This is a genomic window from Rhodobacteraceae bacterium IMCC1335 (assembly GCA_039640495.1).
GTDB lineage: Bacteria > Pseudomonadota > Alphaproteobacteria > Rhodobacterales > Rhodobacteraceae > Thalassovivens.
Window position 1 is genome coordinate 3,141,280 of the sequence record CP046864.1, and the last position, 24,760, is coordinate 3,166,039.

Below are 24,760 nucleotides of genomic sequence, written 5' to 3' on the forward strand. Positions count from 1 at the left end.
GTCACATGAAAGACCAACCATATCTGGACACATCGCCAAAAGTCTCAGACGAAATACGGAAAACCACCTGTTATATGTGCGCGTGCCGTTGCGGCATCAATGTTCATATGAAAGAGGGGAAAGTTGCCTATATCGAGGGCAATCGTGACCACCCTGTGAACAAAGGCGTTTTATGCGCCAAAGGCAGTGCCGGCATTATGCAGGTCAATGCCCCGTCTCGCTTAAACGCGCCGCTCAAACGGGTTGGACCCCGCGGTTCTGGCCAGTTTGAGGAAATCAGCTGGGATGAGGCGCTCGATATGGCAGCGGGCTGGCTCAAGCCAATCCGCGACGAAAATCCCGAAAAATTGGCCTTTTTTACGGGCCGTGATCAATCGCAAAGCTTTACCAGTTTCTGGGCTCAAAATTTTGGCACCCCGAATTATGCTGCCCATGGCGGCTTTTGCAGCGTTAATATGGCGGCTGCGGGCATCTATACGATGGGCGGCGCGTTTTGGGAGTTTGGTCAACCAGATTGGGACCATACCAAATTGTTTATGCTCTTTGGCGTGGCTGAAGATCATGACAGCAATCCAATCAAAATGGGCCTTGGCAAGTTGAAAGAACGCGGCGCCAAGGTGATTGGCGTTAATCCCATCCGCACCGGCTATAACGCTGTTGCCGATGAATGGGTGGGCATTACCCCGGGCACGGATGGGTTGTTCATCCTATCGTTAATCCATGAGCTGTTAAAAGCCGGCAGAATCGATCTGCATTATCTGTCACAATATACAAATGCGCCGGTTCTGCTGGATGCGGAAACCGGGCTTTTGATGCGCGATGAAAATGGCAAAGAACTGGTCATTGATCGCAGCACCAAAAAACCCGCCCCCTTCGATCAAAAAGGCGTGAAACCCGATTTGAACAGCAGCCGCCGTATTGGCGGCACCACGCATCGGACGGTTTTTCATGCAATGATCGAACGCTATCTTGACCCGCAATATGCCCCCGAAGCGGTGGCCAAAGACGTCGGTATCCCAGCTGGTAAAATTCGTGCTATCGCGAATGAGCTGGCGCGGGTGGCCTTTGACGAAGCCATTGAGCTGGATCAAGAATGGACCGATTTTCGCGGTGAAACCCATACAAAAATGACCGGGCGGCCCGTCAGTTTCCACGCGATGCGCGGGATTTCGGCGCATTCGAACGGGTTTCAAACATGCCGTGCGCTGCATATTTTGCAGATCATTCTAGGCAGCGTCGAAGCCCCGGGCGGCTTTCGCTTTAAACCTCCCTATCCAAAGCCGGCAACAATCCATCCAAAGCCGCATTGCAAAACCACTCCGGGTGCACCGCTTGACGGTCCGCATCTGGGTTTTGTGCATGGGCCAGAAGATCTTTGTTTGAAAGACGATGGCAGCCCGGCGCGGATTGATAAGGCTTTCACCTGGGAAAACCCAATGTCCGCGCATGGTTTGATGCATATGGTGATTTCCAACGCGCATGCCGGAGATCCCTATAAGATCGACACTTTGTTCATGTATATGGCCAATATGTCCTGGAACAGCTCGATGAACACCCGTGGCGTGATCGATATGCTTACCGATCAGGATGAAAACGGCGATTATGTGATCCCCAGGATCATTTATTCGGATGCGTATTCTTCTGAAATGGTTGCCTATGCCGATCTGATCCTGCCCGATGCCACTTATCTAGAGCGCCATGATTGCATCAGCTTGCTTGACCGCCCGATTTGTGAAGCCGACGGATTGGCAGATGCAATCCGTTGGCCGGTGATCGAGCCGGACCGCGATGTGCGCGGCTTCCAATCCGTGCTTTGCGAGCTTGGCGCAAAACTGGATTTACCAGGCTTTGTGAATGAGGATGGCAGCCAGAAATATGCCGATTATGCAGATTACATCGTATCGCATGAGCGCAAACCGGGCATTGGCCCATTGGCGGGCTTTCGCGGAGATGGCAGCGATGCCGGGCGCGGCGCGCCAAATCCCAAACAGCTTGAGCGCTATATCGAAAATGGCGGCTTTTTCGTCGAACATGTTCCCGAAGGTGCCAATTACTATAAGCCCTGGAACAGCGCCTATCAGGATTGGGCTATGAAAATGGGCCTTATTGACAGCCCACAACCCTATTTATTTCAACTCTATGTCGAGCCAATGCGTAAATTCCAACGCGCGGCAGAAGGCCATGGCGACAGACAACCGCCAGAGCATCTGCGCGATCGGATCAAAGAAACGCTGGATCCCCTGCCAATTTGGTACGCGCCCGCAGAGGATTCACATATCGACCTGACAGAATATCCGATCCATGCCTTAACCCAGCGCCCAATGGCGATGTATCATAGCTGGGGCACGCAAAATGCCTGGTTAAGGCAGATCCATGGGATGAACCCGCTATATGTGCCGAGCAAATTGATGCAAGAACATAACTTGGTTGATGGCGCATGGGCAAAAGTAAGCTCAGTCCATGGCAGTATTACCGTCCCGGTGATGGAAATGGCCGCGTTAAACGAAAATACCGTCTGGACATGGAACGCGATTGGCAAGCGCAAAGGGGCCTGGGCTCTGGATGAAAAAGCCCCCGAAGCCACCAAAGGGTTTTTGCTCAACCATCTGATTCACGAGCTATTGCCCCCCAAGGGCGATGGTTTGCGATGGGCCAATTCAGACCCGATCACGGGGCAAGCCGCATGGTTCGATTTGCGCGTGAAAATTGAAAAAGCACCGCCACCAAGTGAAAGTCAACCGGCTTTACCCACACTGAACTCTCCTGTTCAGCAAGGACCGAAAAATCTAGAATGGAAGGTGGGAGAATGACAACCTTACCCACGCAAACCAACCGCAAGCTGGGGCTTGTGATTGATCTTGATACATGCGTTGGCTGCCATGCCTGCGTGATCAGCTGCAAAGGCTGGAACACTGAAAATTATGGCGCCCCGCTCAGTGATCAAGATGCCTATGGCGGCAATCCAAGCGGTACCTTTTTGAATCGCGTCCATAGCTACGAAATGCAACCCGAACAGGGGGGCGCCGCGCAATTGGTACATTTTCCAAAATCCTGCCTGCATTGCGAAGACGCCCCTTGCGTTACAGTCTGCCCGACAGGTGCCAGCTACAAGCGCGTTGAAGACGGCATTGTCTTGGTGAATGAAAGCGATTGTATCGGCTGCGGCCTTTGCGCTTGGGCCTGCCCCTATGGCGCGCGCGAATTGGATGCGGCCGCTGGCATCATGAAGAAATGTACGCTCTGCGTGGATCGGATTTATAATGAAAACCTACCCGAAGAAGATCGCGAACCCGCTTGCGTGCGCACCTGCCCTGCAGGCGCCCGGCATTTTGGTGATTTCGCCGATCCCAACAGCCATGTAAGCCAGCTGAGCTCGGCGCGCGGCGGTATGGATTTAATGCCCGAACAAGGAACAAAGCCGGTGAATAAATATCTGCCACCGCGGCCAAAAGATACGATGGAAGAAATTGATATTTTGGCCCCGTTCTTAGAGCCCGTGGCAAAAGAGACCACGGGCTTTATGGCTTGGCTCGATAAAACTTTGGAGAAAATCTGATGCATCCAGCGCCTTCCGTAATTATTTTCACGTCGCTGACGGGCCTTGGCTTTGGGCTTTTGGTCTTTTTAGGGCTTGGCCTGCCTGATACTTCTGGAGTGGTGGCCTTTGTCTTCTTTGCAATCGCTTATCTGCTGGCGATTGGCGGTTTGATTTCCTCAACATTCCATTTGGGGCGCCCCGAACGCGCAATAAAAGCCTTTTCGCAATGGCGCAGCAGCTGGTTGAGCCGCGAAGCGTGGCTGGCAGTCGCCTCTTTGTTCGTGATGGCCGTTTACGGCGCAGGTTTGGTGTTTCTTGATACGCGCTGGGGCATATTGGGCGCGATCGGTTCGGCCTTATCCTTGGCCACCGTGTTTTCAACGGCGATGATTTATGCGCAATTAAAAACTGTACCCCGCTGGAACACCGCTCTCACGCCATTGCTGTTTATCACACTGGCTTTAACCGGAGGGGCGATCCTGTCTGGATCTGTGGATACGGCGCTTTTAATGTTAATTTCTGCCGGTATCGTTCAGATCGTGTATTGGATCAACGGCGATCAAGCTTTGGCCCGCTCTGGTACCGACATGGCCAGCGCCACGGGGTTGGGTGCCATGGGAACGGTCAAAGCCTTTGAACCACCCCATACCGGCACCAATTATCTGCTCCGAGAATTTGTCCATATCGTGGGCCGCAAACATGCCGCAAAGCTACGCGTCATCGCGCTTATTTTGATGATTGGTACGCCAACCTTATTTCTATCGCTACCCTTTAACCACTGGCTCGCGCTTGGCGCCGTGGCAACCCATATCGCGGGTGTTTTCACCTCACGTTGGCTGTTCTTTGCTCAGGCGGAACATGTTGTTGGATTATATTACGGAAAACGATAGTTCCGGAACCCAAACTCCAAATGTAGCGCCGGTTTCGCCGCTGTTGGGATGCCCGCATCTGGGTTATTTATTGATCGGGCAGGTTGGGCATAACATCTTGATTAAAGCATAAGATCAGCTCGTGATAGTTGACTATGGGGGCCTGACTGCCACAGCAGTTTAAAACACGCGCTATCCCCAAAGTTGGCCAGCTTGCAAAGGTAGGTTGAACGACAGCCTTAACCCGCGCTGAAGGTTGCAAAAAGCGCTTGCGGAGAATGTCGGAGCGTTAGACCTTACTATAAAGGCGACGTCATCAAGACAAAGCCAGCTTCCTGCACCTTTCATAGCGCAAATGGCTTTTCCCGGGCGCCGGCCTCCTATCGTTGGATCCCACGGGCAGCGCCTTGGCGCTGTACAAGCGCGCGATTGTTCAGCGCATAAACGCTTTTAAAAGCAAAAAAGCCCGAAGAGGCGCTTCGGGCTTTTTCATATTTTGAAGCTTAAAAACGTATCAGTGGAGCTTTTGTCCGACTTCCGCAATTGATCCATCGATCAATTTATTAGCTTGCGCCGCGCTCATCTGCTCAGCAATCAAACCGCGCGCCGCCGCGATTGCCACGCTGACCGCTTGATCGCGCACTTCCCGCTCGGCCGCAGCCTGCGCAGATGTGATCCGATCCTCAGCAGCGGCCAGACGCCGCTCAATTGACGCTTGCAGGTCCGCTTTGCCTTGTTCAGCGGCGCTTGCAGCTTCTGCCCGGGCTGCTTCTACAATACGATCAGCCTGTTCTTGAACCTCTTTTTGCTTCCGCTCATATTCGGCCAAAATTCCTTGGGCTTCTTCGCGCAACAGACGCGCTTGATCCAAGTCAGCTTGAATGCCTTCGGCGCGTTGATCCAGCAATTTCCCGATCATCGCGGGAACTTTGAGATAAATCAAAACCGCAATGAACAGAATAAACGCCAATAAAACGATGAAATTGGTATTTTTCAACGACACAAACGGGCCAGAGGCAGCCCAAGCTGGGCTCGACAGAACCGCAAAGAGAAGAGGTGTAATATAACGCATGTTCTTAACCCTTCATCTCTTGCTTCACAGCAGCAGTAACGGCTTTCGTATCGCACTTGCCGCCCAATGCCACGACCAAATCGGCGGTCGTTGCCGCGGCGACTTCCTTGACACTGGCAAGGGCATTGCTGCGAATTTCGGCGATCGCCTCTTCTCCGGCTTTTGCCTTTTCAGAAATTTGCGCATCGGCCGTTGCAATCGCCGCATCAAGCTCTGCTTTGATTTCGGCTTTGGTTGCCTCAACAATCCGCGCTGCCTCAGACCGCGCATCATTCAAAGCTTTATTATAAGCGGCTTCGGCTGAGACTGCTTTTTCTTTCAGTTCCTCTGCCATCGCAACGTCGTGGCTGACCGTTCCTTGACGTTCGGCCAATACGGCCGCGATCCGTGGCAAAGCAAGCTTCGATAGGATCAGGTAAATGACAATTAAAGTGACCAGAAGCCAAAAAATCTGGTTTCCAAATGTTGAGAAATCCAGTTGGGGCAAACCGCCCTCGGATGCCTCGACAGCTTTGGATGCGGCAGTGGTGGTAGATGATGCCATCTCGTTCTCCGTCCTACGCGAAACCAATAGGATGAACGCGCCTCGCGTTCATCCCGCTCTTAGGTTCTTGCGTCGTGTGCTTAAACAGCAAACATCAACAGCAAAGCAACGAGGAATGAGAAAATACCCAATGCTTCGGCAAACGCGATACCGATAAACATCGTGGCTGTTTGCCCCGCTGCAGCTGATGGGTTTCTCAAGGCACCCGCCAGAAAGTTTCCGACTACATGCCCAACACCGACTGCGGCTCCGCCCATGCCTGTACAGGCAAGCCCGGCTCCAATGTAAGCACCCATTTGTACGATATCGCCTTCCATGGCTCTCTCCTTCGTGTTTATTTTGGTTCGTTGTTAAAAATTAGTGATGGGGGTGAAGTGCGTCTTTCAGATAAACGCATGTCAAAATCGCGAACACATAGGCTTGGATGAATGAGACCAAAACCTCGAGCGCGTAAATGGCCGTAATGGCAAGCACTGATAATGGCGCTATCGCGGCTATACCGGCAAATGCTGCAAAAACCTTTATCACGGCGTGCCCCGCCATCATGTTGCCAGCCAGTCGGATCGAATGGCTCACAGGGCGCACAAAATACGAAATGATTTCGATCAGCGCCAAAACCGGCCGCAACGGCAAAGGCGCCGAAGAAATCCAAAACAGCGACAGGAAAGACGCGCCATTCTTGACAAACCCAATGATGGTTACGGCCAGAAATACCGCCATCGCCATGACCGCTGTCACCGCAATGTGCGATGTGGTCGTAAAGGACATCGGCAGCAACCCCAAAAAGTTGGCGCACACAATAAACATAAAGAGCGTCATAATGTAGGGAAAATAACCAACCGCGTCTTTTCCGGCGACATCCTCAACCATTTTATAGACAAACCCGTAGGCCAATTCACCGATTGACTGGCTACGGCTGGGGACGATTCCGCGATGCGAGGTGCCAAAAACCATAATCGCCAAAACCGCAACCACGGTCAAAGCCATCCATAAGGTTACGTTTGTGATGGTGTACCAATGCACCTCATTGCCCGCAAACAATGGTTGCACAACAAACTGATCCATCGGATGGAACGCCAGACCAGAGCCTTCACTTTGCGCTTCGCTTGCCACGATCAATCCTCTTCTTCATCTTTGGCCAATTCGGCCATCTGCTTTTCCTGGATTTCCTTTGCAGATCGCAACATCGTGCGCACTCCGGCTACGAAACCCAACATCGTAAAACCTACCAAGAACACGGGCATCGTTCCAACTAGAACATCCAGCCCGTACCCAATACCAAAACCAATCCCAAGACCGGCCACCAACTCAATCACCATTCGCCATGCAAGCTGCGCGGCCTTGTGATGATCTTCTGCCTTCTTCTCCGGTTTATTCCCCGATTTTGCCGCCTCTATACGCGCCGTCAGCGCTTCAAGCGGATCTTTCTCATCGGGGCCAGTCACCTTCGCACTCCAGCAGAATTCCCGCTGGGTGTAGTCTGGGTGCAGCGCCGAGTCAACCGCCTGATTCAAGCCCGAAAATAGCCATTAAACTACTGATTATTCATATTTTTATTTTTAGCCCGCATCACCTAGCGAGCCTACTTTGAATGAAAAATGCCTAAAAACATGGATTTTGCATATTCAACCATTTGGTTGACGATCCTAACCAGCAACTTTTAAATAGGCGTATGGACCAACAAATTGATTTGATCTTTGCAGCGATGGCGGATGCCACGCGGCGCAGCATTCTAACGCTTTTGCTCGAAGATGACATGGCAGTGAGCGATGTCGCCGAACCTTTCGCGATATCTTTGGCGGCCGTATCCAAACATTTGGCTATTTTAACGCGCGCTGGGTTGATAAGCCAAGAAAAACGCGGCCGGGTGAAATGGTGCAAACTTGAACCAGATGCGCTGCGCGCTGCCAGTATATGGTTGCAAGGGTTTGGGCAGTTTGACGCGGTAGATCTTGACCAGTTCGAACAGTTTCTCAAATCAGAATTGCCCACAAGCGATTTTTGACGCTTGGAAAAAGGCGCATTGTCGGCCATCCACCAACTGCATCTTGATTTGCCTAAAATTTGTTTGCTCTTCATGCGCAACCTGCAGCTTTGGTTGACACTGCGGCATTTAACGATTAATGCCCTCCCAACTTATAGGAAGCGGTATACTTCCGGTCCAAGGCTTGTTCAGGATCGCCCCCCGTCAGCGAGGTTTCGCCCACGGGGGCAATTTTGGTTTTAGAACACGTAAAAGGACCGGCCTGAGCCGCGCAGCAATGAAGGAGCGCGCAATGTTTGAAAACCTGTCCGAACGCCTCTCTGGTGTTTTCGATCGGCTGACCAAACAGGGTGCGTTGTCAGAAGACGACGTTAAAACTGCATTGCGCGAGGTTAGGGTTGCCCTGCTTGAAGCGGATGTTTCGTTGGGCATCGCGCGTGACTTTGTGAAAGCCGTCCAAGAAAAGGCCACCGGGCAATCGGTCACAAAATCGGTGACGCCGGGCCAGCAAGTCGTAAAAATCGTTCATGATGAACTGGTTCACGTGCTGGCCGGAAGCGAAGATCCCGGTGCGTTGAAAATTGACAGCGCGCCAGCCCCGATTTTAATGGTGGGGTTGCAAGGCTCGGGCAAAACGACCACAACGGCAAAACTCGCAAAGCGTTTGAAAGAGAAAGACGGCAAGCGCATTTTGATGGCGTCGCTCGATGTCAACCGCCCCGCGGCGATGGAACAATTGCAGATTTTAGGCCGGCAAATCGGTGTCGACACATTGCCGATTGTAAAGGGCGAAGATCCTGTAAAAATCGCCAAACGCGCTAAAACACAAGCCAGTTTAGGTGGCTATGACGTTTACATATTGGACACAGCAGGCCGGTTGCATATCGATCAGGAATTGATCGCGCAAGCCGCCGCGGTGCGCGATGTTGCCCAGCCGCGCGAAACATTATTGGTTGTCGATGGCTTAACCGGTCAAGACGCTGTGAACGTGGCCACCGAATTTGATGATAAAATTGGCGTCACGGGCGTTGTATTGACCCGCATGGATGGCGATGGCCGCGGCGGCGCCGCGCTTTCTATGCGCGCCGTTACCGGCAAACCAATCCGGTTTGTGGGCTTAGGTGAGAAAATGGAGGCGCTAGAGCTGTTCGAACCCGAACGGGTTGCGGGCCGCATTCTGGGCATGGGCGATATCGTCGCGCTGGTGGAAAAAGCCCAAGAAACGATCGAGGCTGAACAAGCCGAGCGCATGATGAAACGGTTCCAAAAGGGCCAATTCAACATGAATGATATGAAATCCCAGCTCGAACAAATGATGAAAATGGGCGGCATCGAAAGCATCATGGGCATGATGCCGGGCATGGGCAAAATGGCCAAGCAGGCCAGCGAAGCGGGTATGGATGATAAAGTGTTCAAGCGGCAAATCGCGCTGATCAAATCCATGACCAAAAAAGAACGCGCCAATCCCCAAATTCTCCAAGCCAGCCGCAAAAAACGAATTGCCGCCGGCGCGGGTCTGGAAGTGAGCGAATTGAACAAACTGCTCAAGATGCAGCGCCAAATGGGCGATATGATGAAAAAAATGGGCAAGATGGGCAAAGGTGGCATGCTAAAGCAGGCGATGCGGGGCATGTTTGGAAAAGGCGGAATGCCGCCCGGTATGGATCCCAGCCAAATGGACCCCAAAGCTTTGGAAGCCGCAGCAAAACAAATGGGAGGTGCCGGTCTTGGGAAAATGCCCGGCGGACTGCCCGGTTTGGGGGGCGGCGCCTTGCCCCCCGGCCTCTCGGGCTTCGGGAAAAAGAAATGATTTTTGCGATCCCGTCCCGTTTATTGGCACGTCTTCCGGCTTTTGAAAATCCGCAGTCGGGAAGCTACTCATTTTACAAATATTCAAACCCAGCCCTGCCTGCCCCGCAAGCTCAAACCGCAATTACCGCCCGAGCAGGAGCATCAACATGCCTCTGACCAACGCCCCTCGCCTGCACAGCGAAGAGCTTATCCTGCGCGGACCTGAATTGCAGGATGCCGAGCCGATAATTGCCTTCCTGCAAGATGAACGCCGCTCCAGAGGGTTTGGACATCTGCCCGAACGCGGCGCAGCATGGCGCTGGTTTGCGCTGAATGTGGGGCATTGGCATATTCACGGCTATGGCTATTTTACGATTGAAACCAAAGCCGGCGAGATTGCCGGTATCAGCGGCATCTGGAACCCCGAAACCTGGCCCGAGCCAGAACTTGGCTGGGTGGTTTTTGAGGGCTTTGAGGGGCGTGGTATCGCCTATGAAGCGGCCTGCCGGGCCCGCCTCTGGGCTTATGAAAATCTCGGCTTCACCACTTTGACCAGCAATATTGTGCCCGGCAATGAACGCTCTATCGCATTGGCCAAACGCATGGGCGCTTTTTTTGAGCGCAAATATTACAACTCGAATATGGGGGAAGACATGCTCTACCGCCATCCTAGCCCCGAGGCGCTGATTTGATGCCGAAATATATCGTTCCAATCTGGCCGATATACCGGTTTCGGATTTCTATGCGCAATCTGTGGAGACCCGAATGACCGATAAAGTCACATTAGCCGCCACTGTTCTGAAAGAACATCGCCAAAGTATCGACCGGCTTGATGCTATCTTAATCTATACGCTGGGCGAACGTTTCAAGCACACCCAAGCCGTAGGTACATTAAAGGCCGAGCATGACTTGCCCCCCTCAGATCCAACGCGCGAGGCCGCGCAGATTGCAAGGCTTGAGGATTTGGCTGTGCAGGCCGATCTCGACCCGCAATTTGCCAAGAAATTTCTGAATTTTGTTATTCAGGAAGTCATCCGACATCACCAAGAACACCAATCCTAGGGGCTCTGCCCCAACCGCCATTCTAAAGGAGAATATCAAATGGCTATGAAAATCCGTCTTGCCCGTGGTGGCAGCAAAAAGCGCCCATTTTATCGCATTGTCGCGGCTGATAGCCGTATGCCACGCGATGGCCGCTATGTTGAAAAACTGGGCACATATAACCCGTTGCTGCCAAAAGACAACGAAGACCGCGTGAAAATGAACCTAGAGCGGGTTCAGTATTGGATGAGCGAAGGCGCGCAGGTCACCGATCGCGTATCAAGAATGTTGGAAGCTGCCGGCGTGATTGAAAAGAAAGAGCGCAACAACCCGAAAAAAGCGGTCCCTGGTAAGAAAATGCAGGATCGTGCGGAAGAAAAAGCTGCAAAAGCCGCAGAGGCAAGCGCCGCAGTAGAAGAGGAAGAAGCGCCCGTTGATGAGGCGGAAGCCCCAGCAGAAGACAGCAGTGAGGCCCCTGCAGCTGAGGCTGTAGAAAGCTAAATCGAGCAGCCTTTTTTTAGGCGCCTCTATTTCACGGCCTTGTCCATGAACTTCATTATGGGCAGGGCAACACCCATTTGCGTCACTCTCTTGTCAGATCAGGCTTCACCACCGTCTTTTAACCCAGTTCTGATGCCCACATGAGCGAAAAAATGGCCCAATTTTCGATCGCATAGATATCTGATGCTTTTTCGTCCTTTTCGATTGCTGATTTTACTTGGAATTGCCTTCGTTGCTGGCATTCTATACGAGCGGGGTGAGATCAAAGCCCGTTGCGAACACGTTGGTGGTGATATGGAAAGTGGTTTTTGTGAAAGGTAATCAATGCCCGAACACATGATTTGCGTGGCCGCAATCGCCGGTGCCTTTGGCGTGCATGGCGACGTGCGCCTGAAAAGTTTCACCGCTATCCCCAGCGCTTTGGAAGACTATGCCCCGCTGGCAACGCAAGACAACGCGCAGAGCTTCACCGTCCATCTGACGGGGCGAACCAAAAATGCCCTCACCGGCCGTCTATCCGGCATTACCAGCAAAGAGCAGGCTGATGCGCTGAAGGGGGTGAAACTATTCGTTCCAAGAGACCGCCTGCCCAGCTTGCCCGATGACGAGTTTTATCACGCCGATCTGGAAGGCTTGCACGTCTTTGACAGTGGCGGTCAAGATTGGGGCCGTGTTATTACCGTACAGAACCACGGCGCCAGCGATTTACTTGAAATTCAAGGCCCCAATTTGAAAGCCAGCATCTTGCTGCCCTTCACCCGCGCTGCGGTGCCCACCGTTGATCTGGCAAAAGGCAAGATTATCATCGATCCACCCGATGGACTTTTGCCGGATTTACCATGAGCCAGCAAAGCAAATCCCACGGGCGTAAATCCATCAGTGCAAATTCGCAACCGCGCGCCTTGATGACCCAATCGCCGCAGCTTGCCGGCGTTTGGACAGCGCAAATTCTCACGCTCTTTCCCGAAGCCTTTCCGGGCGTTTTGGGGGAGAGTCTGACCGGCCGCGCGTTAAAAGACGGCAAATGGGCGCTCGATACGATTGATTTGCGCCTGTTTGGGGAAGGCAAGCATAGAAATGTCGATGATACGCCCGCTGGCGGCGGCGCGGGCATGGTGCTGAAACCCAATGTTGCGGGCGCAGCGCTTGATCGGGCACTGGCTCAACAGAAAACGCCATTGCCGATGGTCTGCCTGTCGCCGCGCGGAACGCCGTTTACGCAAGCAAAGGCCCGCGCTTGGGCAAATGCTGGCGGTGTAACGATGCTATGCGGGCGCTTTGAGGGCATTGATCAGCGGGTGATTGATCATTACCAGCTGGAAGAGATTTCACTGGGCGATTTTGTCTTGACCGGTGGTGAAATCGCCGCTCAAGCGATGATCGATGCGACGGTGCGCCTCTTACCCGATATTTTGGGCAATGAGGCCTCCATCGCCGAAGAAAGCCATATGGCGGGCTTGCTAGAGCATCCGCATTATACGAGGCCAGCGCTTTGGAACGGCCGCAGTATTCCCGATGTTTTGCAATCAGGACATCATATCAATATTGCCAAATGGCGGCAGGAGATGTCGCATCAGGTGACCAAAGAAAAGCGCCCAGATCTTTGGGCCGCCTTTCAAAACGCGCTTGGGGAAAAAGATCCAAAAGGTTAAACTGCCACTGATAACGCGGATTTGGGCGCATTCGCTTTTTCTGGCAAATTGCGATGCGAAAGTTCATCGGAAAGGATCATAGCATGGCAGGCTTAAACCCGGCGCATCACTCTTTGCTTAATGTGATTGGAAACACCCCTGCAATTTGGTTGGACCGATGGGTAGCCCATCACAAACTTGACGGGCGCATTCTGGCCAAGCTTGACTATTTGAACCCCGGCTTTTCCAAAAAAGACCGCGCAGCCAAAGCGATTATTGAAGCGGCCGAAAGCAGCGGCGCGTTGCAACCGGGACAATGCGTTATCGAGCTGACAAGCGGCAATATGGGCACCGGCTTGGCCATCGTTTGCGCGCTTAAAAACTATCCCTTTGTCGCGGTTATGTCGCGCGGCAATTCGCCAGAGCGGGCGCGAATGATGCGCGCTTTAGGCGCAGAAGTCATCTTGGTCGATCAAGTGCGCGGCGCGCAGCAGGGGCAGGTTTCGGGGGCAGATCTAGCAAAGGTTGAAGAGAGGGCGGAACAATTGGTGGCAGAGCGCAACGGCTTTCGCGCAGACCAATTTCATCATCCGGCAAATCGCGGCGCGCATCTGACAACAACGGGGCCGGAACTTTGGCAGCAAAGCGGCGGGCAACTTGATGCCTTTGTCGATTTTGTTGGATCCGGGGGCACTTATGCGGGTACAATTCAGGCGCTCAAGGCGTTTAACCCTGCTTGTAAAGGCTACGTGGTCGAACCCGATGGCGCTGCGGTGCTGTCTGGCCAAGGCGCAACGCAGCCCCAGCATCCAATCCAAGGCGGGGGCTATGCCATGAAACAACTCGCCGCGCTTGCCTCTGGCGATATCGATGGCTATCTCACTGTCACCGGCAATGACGCCAAAGAGGCGACACGCGGTTTAGCCCGGCTTGAAGGGGTTTTTGCGGGCTTTTCCGCAGGCGCCAATTTGGCGGCCGCCGCCAAGCTTTTGCAACGCACGCATAAAGGCGAAACCATCGCGATTATAATATGCGATAGCGGTTTGAAATATCTCTCTACGGATCTGTGGGGCTAAGCGGCAGGCCTACCACCTCTTCGCAGCTAACTCTGCGGTGAATTACCCCTTGATCCTAACCGCAAATGGCTGTTATACGCGCCTCGCATCCTGCGCCACGCCCGCTTTGAGCTCTGGCACCTTACCGATGCGCGGCCAAATGGCACAAACAATGATGACCGGACCCTCTGACGGGCTTATCAAATGATAGGGACCCGAGCAAAGATCAAGAGTTCTGCGGCACGCACAAGATAACGGATAAAACCGTATTAAAAAGGAGATAGCGATGGATATTATCGCTCAGATAGAGGCCGAACAGATCGCCTCACTCGGGAAGAGCATTCCCGATTTTAAAGCTGGAGACACGATTCGCGTTGGCTATCGTGTAACAGAAGGCACACGAACCAGAATTCAGAATTACGAAGGCGTCTGCATTGCCCGCAATAACGGAAAAGGTATTGCCGGATCCTTTACCGTGCGTAAGATTTCCTTCGGCGAAGGCGTTGAGCGGGTCTTTCCCCTGTTCTCGACCAATATCGACAGCATTACGGTTGTACGTCGCGGTAAAGTAAGACGCGCCAAACTGTATTACTTGCGCGAGCGCCGTGGTAAATCAGCCCGTATCGCCGAGCAAACCAACTACCGCGCGCCTTCTGCCGCGGCTGAAAGCTAAGGAGCCGGTCTATGAGAAAAGATATTCACCCAGACTACCATTTCATCGATGTCAAAATGACAGATGGATCCGTCGTCCAAATGCGTTCAACTTGGGGCAAAGAGGGCGACACATTGGCGCTTGATATTGATCCCTCAGCGCATCCGGCATGGAATGGCGGAAGCGCACGCTTGCTTGACACAGGCGGGCGGGTCTCGAAATTTAAACAGAAATATGACGGCTTGGGCTTTTAAACACAATATAGTCAGAACCAAAGGAAGCCGCCGCTTTTGCAGCGGCTTTTTTTATGCCTGCAGAATGCGCCAGCCGCCCGCTTTACCCATCTTGCTTTCTATCATAACCTGATATCCTAAGAAGACACGGTGAACCGGGCCATAATTTTTCATTCCTTCGAACCGGCCAAAAAGCAATCGAACCACTGTCTCAAACCAAGTCAAAAAGGCCGGTAACGATGCTTGATGAACAGACAGACAGCCTAATCGATCAAAAGCAAAACTGTATCTGGCTGCACGCCGCCAATCGAGAGATGCTAGGAGCCACCACGCATCTGGCACAACAGATTCTGCAAAAGCATCAAAACGTTACAGTATTGCTGACCTATACTTGGGGCAATAAGCACCAGCTCACTCTGCATCCCCGCCTCTCATCGAAAATGGTCACGAATGATAGCGGCTCTACCGCGCGCAGCCTAGTGCAACGCTTCAACCCGAAAAGCTTAATATGGCTTGGCGGAGATGTGATGCCCAAAATCATAAGCGACTTGCATAAAGAGGGCTGTAAGATGACGCTGGTCGCGGATGCTGCAGAGGCTTTAAAAACCCGACGCTTTACCCTGTTCACACCGGCAATCGCAAAAGCAGTGCGGTTATTCTCAACATATTATGCACTTGATGCCAAAGCCGCTACATTGCTGGCCAGATTAGGGGTTGTGGCGTCAAAAATTAAGATTAATGGCCCTTTGCAGCAGGGTTATGTTTTAGAAGAAACCCACGAAGAGGATCCACCCATTGTAAAAGGGTTGGTCAGCGGGCGCCCTGCCTGGCTGGCCGTAAATGTGATGGATCGCGAGCTGAAAGCGGTCTTGCAAGCCCAGCGCGTGGTCATGCGGCAAGCCCATCGTATGCTGTTGCTGATCGCCCTGCACCCATCCGATGAGGCTGATCAAATCCTCGCCCTTGCGCAGGGATTCGATTTGAACGCCGCGCTCTGGCAGACCGGTCTAGAGATCGGTCAAAATCTTGATGTAATCATGATCCCTGCCCAGATTGACCCGACATCATGTTTTCGTTTGGCCCCCTTATGCTTTTTAGGCCAATCCTTATTTGAAACCGGGCAGGGTCAAAGCCCTTATCAGGCGGCGGCCTTGGGCGCCGCTATTATCGTTGGGCCATTTGTTGGCGCACATATGGCCGATTATGACCGGCTAGACGAAGCAGGCGGTCTGCGACGCGTAAACGATCCAAATGAATTGGCGACGGCCGTGTTGCAGATGAGCGGTCCAGAGCAAGCTGCGCAAACCAGCCTCGCCGCTTGGACCGTGGTATCACAAGGCGCAGAAGTCACAGATGCGCTGACAGCTCTGGCGCTGGATCAATTAGGCAGCTAAAAGTAAAATATGCACGCACCAAATTTCTGGTATAATTCGCCGCAGCGTCCCGGATTTTCGGCGCGCATACTCGCCCCGCTTGGTCAGATTTACGGGCTGGCCACCGCGTGGCGCGTGGCGCGCCCGGCCTCGCTTACACCTTGCTGCCCTGTAATCTGCATTGGCAATTTGAATGCCGGTGGCACGGGCAAAACGCCCACCGTAATCGCCCTGTTGAACATGTTAATAGCGGCGGGGCGAAACCCGCATGTTCTGAGCAAAGGCTATGGCGGCACGCTTACAGGACCCATACGCGTTGATCCGGCGCGACACCGCGCAGAAGAAAGCGGCGACGAGCCATTGCTTTTGGCCGCGTTTGCCCCGACTTGGGTTGCAAAATCGCGCAGCGCGGGCGTGGAAGCGGCCCAACAAGCTGGTGCCGACGTGATTTTGTTGGATGACGGGTTCCAGGACCCTTCGATCAAAAAAACTGTAAGCATCGTAGTGGTGGATGCCGCATTGGGCTTTGGCAATGGCCGCTGCATTCCGGCTGGACCGCTGCGCGAAACGGTGCCCAATGGTTTGCGCCGCGCCGATATCCTCTTGTCAATTGGCGAGCAAGCCGCACAAACAATATTCGCCAGAAGCTGGGGACCTATGGTGCCTTGCAGGCATTTCACAGCCCGGCTTACCCCGCTTCAAACCGGCTTGGACTGGTCTGAAGGACGTTATTTTGCCTTTGCCGGTATCGGCCAGCCCGAAAAGTTTTTTACAACGCTAAAGCGCCTTGGCGCCCCTATCGTTGGCACCCAGCCTTTGGGCGATCATCAAACATTAACCCCCGCGCTTCTCAAGCGCTTGCAAAATCAGGCGCGGGCGCTTGGTGCACAACTCGTCACCACCGAAAAGGACGCGGTGCGCCTGCCGCAGGCTTTCAAACGCGATATTCTAACGGTGCCCGTACGGCTTGAAATCTCTGAGCTCGAAGCCGTGCAGACCTATCTTTTAAACGCCCTCAACCGCGCTTAAGCGTCAATCATATTCGCCCAGACTCGGCGAGGGGCGCGTAAGATTCAGCGATGCCTCAGAAAACTGAAAGGGCGAGCGCACGCTGGGAATACCATCAAGATTAATCTGCATTTTCCGCGCGATCACCTGAGGATCTGCAAAAACTTGTGCCATATCATTAATCGGACCCGCGGGCACACCCGCCGCTTCGCAAGCGCTTAACAGCGCATCTTTCGAAAACGTTTTTGTCTTTTGCATAAGCTGCGAGACCATTTTATCGCGATTAGTAATTCGGTCTGAATTTTTTAGAAACTCTGGCGCCTCAGCCATGTCAGCGAGGCCCAAAAGGTCGCATAGCCGTTGATATTGGCCATCATTACCCGTGGCGATAATGATATGCCCGTCGGCGCAGTCAAATACCTGATAAGGCGTTAGGTTCGGGTGATAATTGCCCGTTCTTTCCGGCGCAGTTCCCGTTGATAAATAATTCAGTGCCTGATTGGCCATTACAGAAACCGCCGTATCCAAAAGCGACATATCGATATGCTGCCCCCGGCCAGTGCTCGCCCGCATATGGATCGCCGAAAGGATCGCCGTGGTGGCGTAAACGCCCGTGAAAATATCGGTGATCGCCACTCCCGCGCGCTGCGGTGCGCCGTCGGGCTCACCCGTGATCGACATAAAGCCCGACATCCCCTGAATGATATAATCATACCCCGCGCGATGCGCATAGGGACCGGTTTGCCCGAAACCGGTGATCGAACAATAGATCAGCTGCGGATTCTCTTTGGCAAGACTGGCATAATCGAGCCCGTATTTTGCCAATCCGCCGACTTTAAAATTTTCAATCAGGATATCGGCATCCCGCACCAGACGACGCATATCTGCTTGCCCCTCTGGCGTTCGAAAATCAATCACAACGCTTCTTTTTCCACGGTTGCAAGAATGGAAATAAGCCGCGGTCTCTTCATCTTCACGCTGAATAAAAGGCGGGCCCCATTGCCGCGTGTCATCCCCGTTTGGGGCTTCCACCTTGATCACTTCCGCGCCAAGATCGGCGAGGGTTTGCCCGGCCCAAGGGCCGGCCAAAATCCGCGCGAGCTCAACCACCTTTAATCCGTCAAGGGGCGCAGCCATTCCAACTAAAGCTTTTCATCAAGGATTTTAGCAAACTCTTCATAATTCATGTTCTTATAAGGCTGTCCATCAATCAGGAAAGACGGCGTCGATTGGATGCCGTCGCGCTGCGCGTTTTCCTTGTACCACCCCACCAAAGCCCGAAGTTTGTCGCCATCTTGCAAACAGCTGTCTAACGCCGCATCCTGCATGCCCGATAAACGTCCAATTTTGCGCAAAGCTTCCACAATGGCCAGATCATCTCCGGCCCGCGCCCATGTGCTTTGGCTGTTCAGGATCAAATCTGTCATACCAAAAAACCGATCTGGGCCGCTGCAACGCGCGATCATTGACGCCCACATGCCGTATTTATCAAAATAAACCTCACGGAAAATAAATTTAACCTTTCCCGTATCGATATAATTTTTGCGCAATAACTTATACACATCAGAATGGAAGCGGGCACAATGCGGGCAGGTGAATGACGCATATTCGATCACAGTGATCGGGGCATCTTCGGCGCCTTGTACCATATCGATAATCTCAGCTGCACCCGCATCGGCATCGCTGCTTTGCGCGTTTGCGGCGAAGGGTAAGGCAAACTCTTGATCCAAAGCAGCCGTTTGGGGGGATTGATTCAGCCAAACCCCCAGTCCGACCGCGAGGCCAAACACCACAAACATATAAGCAAATTTGCGCATTTTTTATCCTTATTTTTCGATTTATTTCTCTTCTTGAGACTGTGTTAGAACATTCTGCCCCAACTGTTCAAGAGCGCGGCGCAGGTTTGCATCACGCACCGGCTCTGCTAGGGTTTGCGCCTGTGCCTCTGCGGCTTTGTGCGCGCGCTTTGGCGCTGGCTTGGATTGCGGGGCAAAGACGGCTTGCGCCTCGGCAAATCCATGCGCGGAGGTTTGCGTAATTCGAATGCGCCGAATTGCGTTATAACCATAGATGGCGTTGACGCGCCGGCGTAAGCTTGCCTTTTGCATTTCGATCATCGGAGCATGCGCGCCCATTGTCAGTATCGTCAACGTGCCCCCGAACCCTTGTTTGGCATAACTGACCTCGGTCGGGTAGGTCACATCGGCCAGATCTTCACCAACGATCTCACGCCAATGGGTCAGCACGCGGGGCTGGGCAAACCCACGGCTTTCGCCCAGTTTTCGAATGTGGGATTGCAACAAGGCAGAGGTCTGCTTAAACCCCTGCATAGCGCGTTTCTTGCCCGATTTCTTTTCGCTTACCGACATGAGCCCTAGCATAAGGCCTTCGAATGATCTTGCCAGCCCCTATACAAAAAAGTGAAGCAGATCATGCCGCCTAACGCCAAAGCAAGCGATCTTCTGTCTTGGTATGACGCTCATGCACGCGAAATGCCCTGGCGCGTAGGCCCGCAAGATCGCAAAAACGGGCAGATACCTGATCCCTATCGCATTTGGCTTTCAGAAATCATGCTGCAACAAACCACCGTTGCCGCCGTCAAAAAATATTTCCTGCGCTTCACCCAGCTTTGGCCAACGGTTGGCGATCTTGCAGCAGCGCAAGACGCAGCCGTCATGGCCGAATGGGCCGGTCTTGGATATTACGCGCGGGCGCGCAATCTATTAAAATGCGCGCGCGTCATCTCTGCAGAATATGCAGGCGCTTTTCCAAGCGATCATGCCACTTTGCGCGCGCTGCCCGGAATCGGTCCCTATACGGCAGCGGCGATTGGAGCGATTGCCTTTGATCGGCGCGAGACCGTGGTGGATGGCAATGTAGAGCGGGTGATGGCGCGCTTGTTTGATATCCATACCCCGCTGCCTACGGCCAAACCCGAACTGACCGAAAAAGCCAACCATCTGACACCGCATGAAAGGCCCGGCGATTACGCCCAAGCCGTGATGGATTTAGGCGCCACGATCTGTACCCCCAAAAATCCAACCTGCGGCCTGTGCCCGTGGCGGGGCCCTTGCCGCGCCTTTCGGGCCGGCACGATGGCGCAATTGCCGAAGAAGCTTCCCAAAAAGCCCAAGCCAACGCGCTTTGGTATTGCCTATGTGGCCCGGCGCGAAGATGGCGCCTATCTGCTTGAGCGGCGCCCCGAGCGCGGCTTGCTAGGAGGGATGCTGGGTTGGCCCAGCAGCGATTGGAACGACGCCCCTGTTCCAGCACCTCCAATCACTGCCACTTGGCAGAAGGTGCCGGGTGAAGTGCGCCACACATTCACCCATTTTCATCTTCATCTCACCGTTCGCAAAGCTGAATTATTGATGCATATGACGCCAGAGCGCGGCGAATTTTTAAGCCCCGCGCAATTTCGCCCCACGGATCTTCCAACGGTGATGCGAAAAGTGTTTGATCTGGCCATTAAATAGCCACAAAGGCGGCTCAGATTGCCACTGAGGTTATCGCTGGAACATCGGGCAAACAGTTAAACATGGCATCTGCGTTTAAATCCGCCCTGCCCTTTTGGATTGGGTTATCCATGGGGCCAATCATCATAGCTGCCGCGCTGCTTGGCGGCATCTGGGTTTTGAGCATTCCATTCGTCATTTGGTATGTTTTTCCAACCCTAGACGCGGTGCTTGGCAAAGAACAAACAAACCCCGCACCATCCGAAAAAGACATGCATTTGAAATGGCATCGGCTTAACCTCCTACTCTGGCCAATTTTGCAATTTTTTATTTTATTCGGGCTAATCGCTTTTCACAAAGGGCTTGACCTAAATGGCTGGGAATTAACCGGGTTGTTTTTTTCCCTTGGCGTGATGACGGGCACGATTGGCATCAATTACGCGCATGAGCTTATGCATCAACCCCGCCGAAGCGACCGTTGGCTTGCCGATATACTGATGGCGATGGTGCTCTATTCGCATTTTCGCAGCGAGCATCTTTTGGTGCATCACCGCTATGTAGGCACCCCCCGTGATGCTGTTACGGCACGTTATAATGAAAACGTGCATCGGTTTTTTTTCCGTGTTTTAAAAGCAAGCTACCTTTCTGCATTTAGCGCAGAAGCGCAGCGCCTCACCCGGCAGGGGCGTGATTGGTATGATCTCAAAAACCCGTTTTGGATCTACTGGATCCTACAGTTGCTGATGCTGGCTTTTGCCTATGGTTTGGCGGGTTTTTGGGGTGTCCTTCTATTTGTTTTTCAGGCTTTTATCGCTGTTTTTCATCTCGAACTTATAAATTACCTGGAACATTATGGCCTGACCCGAAAATATTTGGGAAATGGAAGATATGAAGCGGTTCAACCACACCATTCTTGGAATGCAGAGCACCGTGCAACCAATTGGCTTCTGATCAACCTTCAGCGCCATTCTGACCACCATTACAAACCTGCCCGTGCCTATCCTTTGCTGCACACCTATCCAAAGCAACTTGCCCCACAGCTTCCCTACAGCTATCCGATCATGGGGATAATTGCAGTATATCCCAGACTTTGGCGTAAATTCATGAATCCGAAAGTGAAGGCATGGCGGGCCATGCATTATCCAGAAATAAGCAATTGGCAGCCTTATAACAAAGGCACAAACCCGCCGCCAAATTAAAAAAATCCCCGCTTTAAAAAGCGGGGAGGTGGTGGCTTTTTTCAGGCCACAGGCAAATACGTTTATCTCTCAGGGCTCAATTATATGCGCGATGCGGCGTTAATTAGGCCAATTGCCCATTTCATCTCGAATTTGTTGGCGCAACAAATCGATGGGCACCTTCTTACCCTCGCGCTTGAAACACCAATAGGTCCAACCGTTACAGCTGGGCGCGCCTTCGAGCGCAGCGCCCACTTGATGGATCGAACCTTTAATATCGGCGGTCGCCAACGTGCCATCGGCGCGCACTTTAACTTTATGTCGCCCGTTTAAGCTGTGAAGCTCTTCACCCGGGCGCAGCATACCACGCTCAACAAGCTGGCCAAAGGGCACTCGCGGTTCGGCGCGTTTTGCGGTTGTGACCTGAAGCGCCTCGCTGTCAAATTTACGCACCAGCGCGATCCGCTTTTCCGCCACTTTGCGATAGGCCGCCTCTTGTTCGATGCCAATAAAATTACGACCCAGCATTTTCGCAACTGCACCGGTTGTGCCGGTGCCAAAAAACGGGTCTAAGATAAGATCACCTGGTTGACTGGACCCCACCAAAATGCGGTGCAGCAAGCTTTTCGGCTTTTGGGTCGGGTGGGCTTTATCGCCCTGTTCATTCTTCAACCTCTCATGACCATTACAAATTGGCAGCAACCAATCGCTGCGCATTTGAATACCTTCATTCAGAGCTTTCAGCGCATCATAGTTAAACGTGTATTTCGAGTTTTCCGATTTTGATGCCCAAATCATTGTTTCATGCGCATTGGTAAACCGTTTGCCCCGAAAATTCGGCATGGGGTTGGCTTTGCGCCACACCACATCGTTCAAAATCCAATAGCTATGATTCTGAAGCGCGGCGCCCACCCTAAAAATATTATGATACGAACCAATCACCCATATGGCGCCATCCGGTTTTAACAGGCGGCGGGCCGCCTTCAGCCAAGCATTTGTAAACGCGTCATAGGCCGCGAAAGAAGAAAATTGATCCCAAGCATCATCCACCGCATCAACGCGGCTATTATCGGGGCGATGCAAATCACCTTTTAACTGTAGATTGTAGGGGGGGTCTGCAAAAATCAAATCAACTGACTCTGCCGGCAGGCTGTTCATCACCTCGATGCAATCGCCCGCCAAAATACTGTTCACCGGCAACCCGGCGGCCGCCTTCTTTGTTACTGTCTTCATTTTTCTGCCTCTTGAACCGGCGCATATTTGCGCTCTTTTCTTGGCAGTAAAATGAATCAAAGCTGATTCGCCGTCAATTTCTTTTTTGAATCAAGGGGTTATTTATTTTTAGGATACAAGATGTTGTGTATAGGTTTGAAAGAAACCCTATGATGTGGGGTCACACCAAGGCGCTGAAGGGCCGATTTATGCTCTGCTGAGGGATAGCCTGCATTTTTTTCCCAGCCATAACCGGGAAATGAGGCCGCCAAATCCTTCATCAAACGGTCGCGCACCGTCTTGGCAATGATCGAAGCGGCTGCGATGGATAAGGATTTCGCATCCCCCTTGATGATCGTACGATGCGGCATCTGCAAATCAGAAGGTGCTCTATTGCCATCAATTAAGAGGAAATCGGCAGCCATGGAAAGCCCTGTCACCGCCGTTCTCATCGCCAAGAGGCTGGCATTCAGGATATTGATATCATCAATCACCGACACGGAAATATGCGCATAAGAGACAATTGAGGTTGCTTGGATCTGCTCAAATAAGCTTTCGCGGCGTTTTGCGCTCAGCTTTTTTGAATCATTCAACCCATCGGGAATGGCCTTTGGGTTCAGAATAACCGCAGCCGCGGTAACCGGGCCTGCCAAAGGGCCACGCCCCACCTCATCAACGCCCGCAACTTGCTGAAAGCCAGCCTGCCAAGCTTCAGTTTCATTGAAAAGATCCGGACAATCCATAAACGCGAGAAACCCGATTCCATAATCTTTGGCAAGCCCGTATTGGCGCGAACCCTAACCCTAACGCTCTTGGCACCGCGACATATTGCGTAAAGCAAAGCTCTATCTCAGTTTTTCAAACTTACTCCGCCAGCTTGGCCCAAATTTTGCTGCAGAGGGTGAGAAGGACATATTCACTCTGCAGGGTACAAACCTGCTTATATCGACAGAAGGAACACAGGCGCGCCGCACAAACCTTTACCAATACCCGCCGCTTCAAAATATTTGCCAAATCGCATCGCTGATGTTATCCACAGCTTAATCGAGCAAAAAAGATAACAATGTCAGCGTGTTACAAAGGAGCATTTTAAATGCATCTGCTTTGCCCGAAATGTGGATCAGGTTACAGGATCCCTAAAGACAAAATTCCCAGTAAAAACCGCGTCGTGATGTGCAGCAGCTGCACGCACATGTGGAAGCAAAATTTTGTGCCCGCACGCAGAAATTACGCAATCAAAACCCAAGCGGCGCAACACGCTCCTTTACCATCGCTTGGGCCCGCAACACGGCGCGCCTATACCGCAGATGTACTATCTGTGCTGCGCGAGGAAGCAGAATTAGAAACCAAGCTGCGCCATTGAACCACAAGATATAGTAGGAATTACCCGCTTTCTGGCAAGTTTACTACTAATCGAGCAATTTTAGTATCACGCCTCCAAAATACTAAGAAAAGACGAGGAAGAAAACTTACGGCAACAATTTTTATGCGAAAAATTATAATGTTTTTCATGAGCTTACAGGGCGACATGCATTAGGGATTATAGCCGCATCGTTTGAAATATTGTTTCATGTTCCGCGATCGAAAATCACCCCAAATACCATCCGAAAGTATCAATTTATT

28 protein-coding genes are annotated in these 24,760 nt (G+C 52.5%); 18 read left to right on the top strand and 10 right to left on the bottom strand.

The window, feature by feature from the left end; all coding sequences use genetic code 11:
* Positions 1 to 5 precede the first annotated feature (5 nt).
* Genes GN241_15320 through GN241_15330 form a run of 3 tightly spaced genes read left to right on the top strand, consistent with a single transcriptional unit; the run spans position 6 to position 4,428 of the window.
* Complete coding sequence (locus GN241_15320; protein ID XAT58607.1) at positions 6 to 2,810, top strand: molybdopterin-dependent oxidoreductase; 2,805 nt, start codon at positions 6 to 8, stop codon at positions 2,808 to 2,810.
* On the top strand, positions 2,807 to 3,556 hold the full coding sequence (locus tag GN241_15325) for a 4Fe-4S dicluster domain-containing protein (GenBank protein ID XAT58608.1): 750 nt from the start codon (positions 2,807 to 2,809) through the stop codon (positions 3,554 to 3,556). Before GN241_15320 ends, GN241_15325 begins: the two co-directional genes overlap by 4 nt.
* Positions 3,556 to 4,428, top strand: coding sequence for a dibenzothiophene desulfurase (locus GN241_15330; protein ID XAT58609.1), 873 nt, complete (start codon positions 3,556 to 3,558; stop codon positions 4,426 to 4,428). The genes GN241_15325 and GN241_15330 overlap by 1 nt, the downstream gene beginning before the upstream one ends.
* 493 nt (positions 4,429 to 4,921) lie before the next feature.
* On the opposite strand, the gene GN241_15335 is transcribed toward GN241_15330, so the two are convergent.
* From GN241_15335 to GN241_15355, 5 genes are all read right to left on the bottom strand, one after another.
* Positions 4,922 to 5,479 (bottom strand): F0F1 ATP synthase subunit B, encoded by a 558-nt coding sequence (locus GN241_15335; protein ID XAT58610.1) that lies wholly within the window; start codon positions 5,477 to 5,479, stop codon positions 4,922 to 4,924.
* 4 nt (positions 5,480 to 5,483) lie between these two features.
* Entirely contained in the window at positions 5,484 to 6,023 is a 540-nt protein-coding gene (locus GN241_15340) for a F0F1 ATP synthase subunit B' (GenBank protein XAT58611.1), read from the bottom strand.
* A gap of 80 nt (positions 6,024 to 6,103) precedes the next feature.
* Positions 6,104 to 6,340 carry a F0F1 ATP synthase subunit C gene (locus GN241_15345; GenBank protein XAT58612.1) on the bottom strand — a complete coding sequence of 79 codons (237 nt, stop codon included), beginning with the start codon at positions 6,338 to 6,340 and terminating at the stop codon, positions 6,104 to 6,106.
* 40 nt (positions 6,341 to 6,380) lie between these two features.
* A complete protein-coding gene (locus GN241_15350; GenBank protein XAT59316.1) occupies positions 6,381 to 7,088 on the bottom strand; it encodes a F0F1 ATP synthase subunit A in 708 nt (235 codons plus the stop codon).
* 50 nt (positions 7,089 to 7,138) lie between these two features.
* Complete coding sequence (locus GN241_15355; GenBank protein XAT58613.1) at positions 7,139 to 7,468, bottom strand: F0F1 ATP synthase subunit I; 330 nt, start codon at positions 7,466 to 7,468, stop codon at positions 7,139 to 7,141.
* Between the two features lie 227 nt (positions 7,469 to 7,695).
* Between GN241_15355 and GN241_15360 the strand changes: the two genes are divergently transcribed.
* The 12 genes from GN241_15360 (at position 7,696) to GN241_15415 (ending at position 17,313) form a co-directional block, all read left to right on the top strand.
* Positions 7,696 to 8,028, top strand: coding sequence for a metalloregulator ArsR/SmtB family transcription factor (locus GN241_15360; GenBank protein XAT58614.1), 333 nt, complete (start codon positions 7,696 to 7,698; stop codon positions 8,026 to 8,028).
* A gap of 271 nt (positions 8,029 to 8,299) precedes the next feature.
* The gene (locus GN241_15365; protein ID XAT58615.1) at positions 8,300 to 9,817 is read left to right on the top strand and encodes a signal recognition particle protein; all 1,518 of its coding nucleotides are present in this window, start codon (positions 8,300 to 8,302) and stop codon (positions 9,815 to 9,817) included.
* Between the two features lie 148 nt (positions 9,818 to 9,965).
* On the top strand, positions 9,966 to 10,490 hold the full coding sequence (locus GN241_15370) for a GNAT family N-acetyltransferase (GenBank protein XAT58616.1): 525 nt from the start codon (positions 9,966 to 9,968) through the stop codon (positions 10,488 to 10,490).
* A gap of 73 nt (positions 10,491 to 10,563) precedes the next feature.
* Positions 10,564 to 10,860: a chorismate mutase gene (locus tag GN241_15375; protein ID XAT58617.1), complete on the top strand. Its 297-nt coding sequence runs from the start codon at positions 10,564 to 10,566 to the stop codon at positions 10,858 to 10,860.
* Positions 10,861 to 10,899: 39 nt separating this feature from the next.
* Positions 10,900 to 11,340 carry a 30S ribosomal protein S16 gene (gene rpsP / locus GN241_15380; protein XAT58618.1) on the top strand — a complete coding sequence of 147 codons (441 nt, stop codon included), beginning with the start codon at positions 10,900 to 10,902 and terminating at the stop codon, positions 11,338 to 11,340.
* Between the two features lie 336 nt (positions 11,341 to 11,676).
* Positions 11,677 to 12,183: a 16S rRNA processing protein RimM gene (gene rimM / locus GN241_15385; GenBank protein XAT59317.1), complete on the top strand. Its 507-nt coding sequence runs from the start codon at positions 11,677 to 11,679 to the stop codon at positions 12,181 to 12,183.
* On the top strand, positions 12,180 to 12,992 hold the full coding sequence (gene trmD, locus GN241_15390) for a tRNA (guanosine(37)-N1)-methyltransferase TrmD (GenBank protein XAT58619.1): 813 nt from the start codon (positions 12,180 to 12,182) through the stop codon (positions 12,990 to 12,992). The genes rimM and trmD overlap by 4 nt, the downstream gene beginning before the upstream one ends.
* Before the next feature lie 83 nt (positions 12,993 to 13,075).
* A complete protein-coding gene (locus GN241_15395; GenBank protein ID XAT58620.1) occupies positions 13,076 to 14,047 on the top strand; it encodes a pyridoxal-phosphate dependent enzyme in 972 nt (323 codons plus the stop codon).
* A 265-nt stretch (positions 14,048 to 14,312) separates the two neighbouring features.
* On the top strand, positions 14,313 to 14,699 hold the full coding sequence (gene rplS / locus GN241_15400; GenBank protein ID XAT58621.1) for a 50S ribosomal protein L19: 387 nt from the start codon (positions 14,313 to 14,315) through the stop codon (positions 14,697 to 14,699).
* A gap of 11 nt (positions 14,700 to 14,710) precedes the next feature.
* Positions 14,711 to 14,932, top strand: coding sequence for a 50S ribosomal protein L31 (gene rpmE / locus GN241_15405; protein XAT58622.1), 222 nt, complete (start codon positions 14,711 to 14,713; stop codon positions 14,930 to 14,932).
* 218 nt (positions 14,933 to 15,150) lie between these two features.
* Positions 15,151 to 16,305 carry a hypothetical protein gene (locus GN241_15410; protein ID XAT58623.1) on the top strand — a complete coding sequence of 385 codons (1,155 nt, stop codon included), beginning with the start codon at positions 15,151 to 15,153 and terminating at the stop codon, positions 16,303 to 16,305.
* 9 nt (positions 16,306 to 16,314) lie between these two features.
* The gene (locus tag GN241_15415; GenBank protein ID XAT58624.1) at positions 16,315 to 17,313 is read left to right on the top strand and encodes a tetraacyldisaccharide 4'-kinase; all 999 of its coding nucleotides are present in this window, start codon (positions 16,315 to 16,317) and stop codon (positions 17,311 to 17,313) included.
* A gap of 3 nt (positions 17,314 to 17,316) precedes the next feature.
* On the opposite strand, the gene GN241_15420 is transcribed toward GN241_15415, so the two are convergent.
* Genes GN241_15420 through GN241_15430 form a run of 3 tightly spaced genes read right to left on the bottom strand, consistent with a single transcriptional unit; the run spans position 17,317 to position 19,661 of the window.
* Entirely contained in the window at positions 17,317 to 18,429 is a 1,113-nt protein-coding gene (locus tag GN241_15420; GenBank protein ID XAT58625.1) for a CoA transferase, read from the bottom strand.
* A 5-nt stretch (positions 18,430 to 18,434) separates the two neighbouring features.
* The gene (locus GN241_15425; protein ID XAT59318.1) at positions 18,435 to 19,091 is read right to left on the bottom strand and encodes a thioredoxin domain-containing protein; all 657 of its coding nucleotides are present in this window, start codon (positions 19,089 to 19,091) and stop codon (positions 18,435 to 18,437) included.
* A 39-nt stretch (positions 19,092 to 19,130) separates the two neighbouring features.
* Positions 19,131 to 19,661 carry a DUF721 domain-containing protein gene (locus GN241_15430; protein XAT58626.1) on the bottom strand — a complete coding sequence of 177 codons (531 nt, stop codon included), beginning with the start codon at positions 19,659 to 19,661 and terminating at the stop codon, positions 19,131 to 19,133.
* 63 nt (positions 19,662 to 19,724) lie between these two features.
* On the opposite strand from GN241_15430, the gene mutY reads away from it, so the two are divergent.
* Entirely contained in the window at positions 19,725 to 20,768 is a 1,044-nt protein-coding gene (mutY, locus tag GN241_15435; protein XAT58627.1) for an A/G-specific adenine glycosylase, read from the top strand.
* Between the two features lie 62 nt (positions 20,769 to 20,830).
* Positions 20,831 to 21,946 carry an alkane 1-monooxygenase gene (locus GN241_15440; protein ID XAT58628.1) on the top strand — a complete coding sequence of 372 codons (1,116 nt, stop codon included), beginning with the start codon at positions 20,831 to 20,833 and terminating at the stop codon, positions 21,944 to 21,946.
* A gap of 99 nt (positions 21,947 to 22,045) precedes the next feature.
* Here the strand turns inward: GN241_15440 and GN241_15445 are convergent, their stop codons facing one another.
* Together GN241_15445 and GN241_15450 are read right to left on the bottom strand one after the other, a co-directional pair.
* Positions 22,046 to 23,158, bottom strand: a complete 1,113-nt coding sequence (locus GN241_15445; protein ID XAT58629.1) for a site-specific DNA-methyltransferase — start codon at positions 23,156 to 23,158, stop codon at positions 22,046 to 22,048.
* 98 nt (positions 23,159 to 23,256) lie between these two features.
* Positions 23,257 to 23,880 (bottom strand): ribonuclease HII, encoded by a 624-nt coding sequence (locus GN241_15450; GenBank protein XAT58630.1) that lies wholly within the window; start codon positions 23,878 to 23,880, stop codon positions 23,257 to 23,259.
* Between the two features lie 350 nt (positions 23,881 to 24,230).
* On the opposite strand from GN241_15450, the gene GN241_15455 reads away from it, so the two are divergent.
* The gene (locus GN241_15455) at positions 24,231 to 24,500 is read left to right on the top strand and encodes a hypothetical protein (protein ID XAT58631.1); all 270 of its coding nucleotides are present in this window, start codon (positions 24,231 to 24,233) and stop codon (positions 24,498 to 24,500) included.
* Positions 24,501 to 24,760 lie beyond the last annotated feature (260 nt).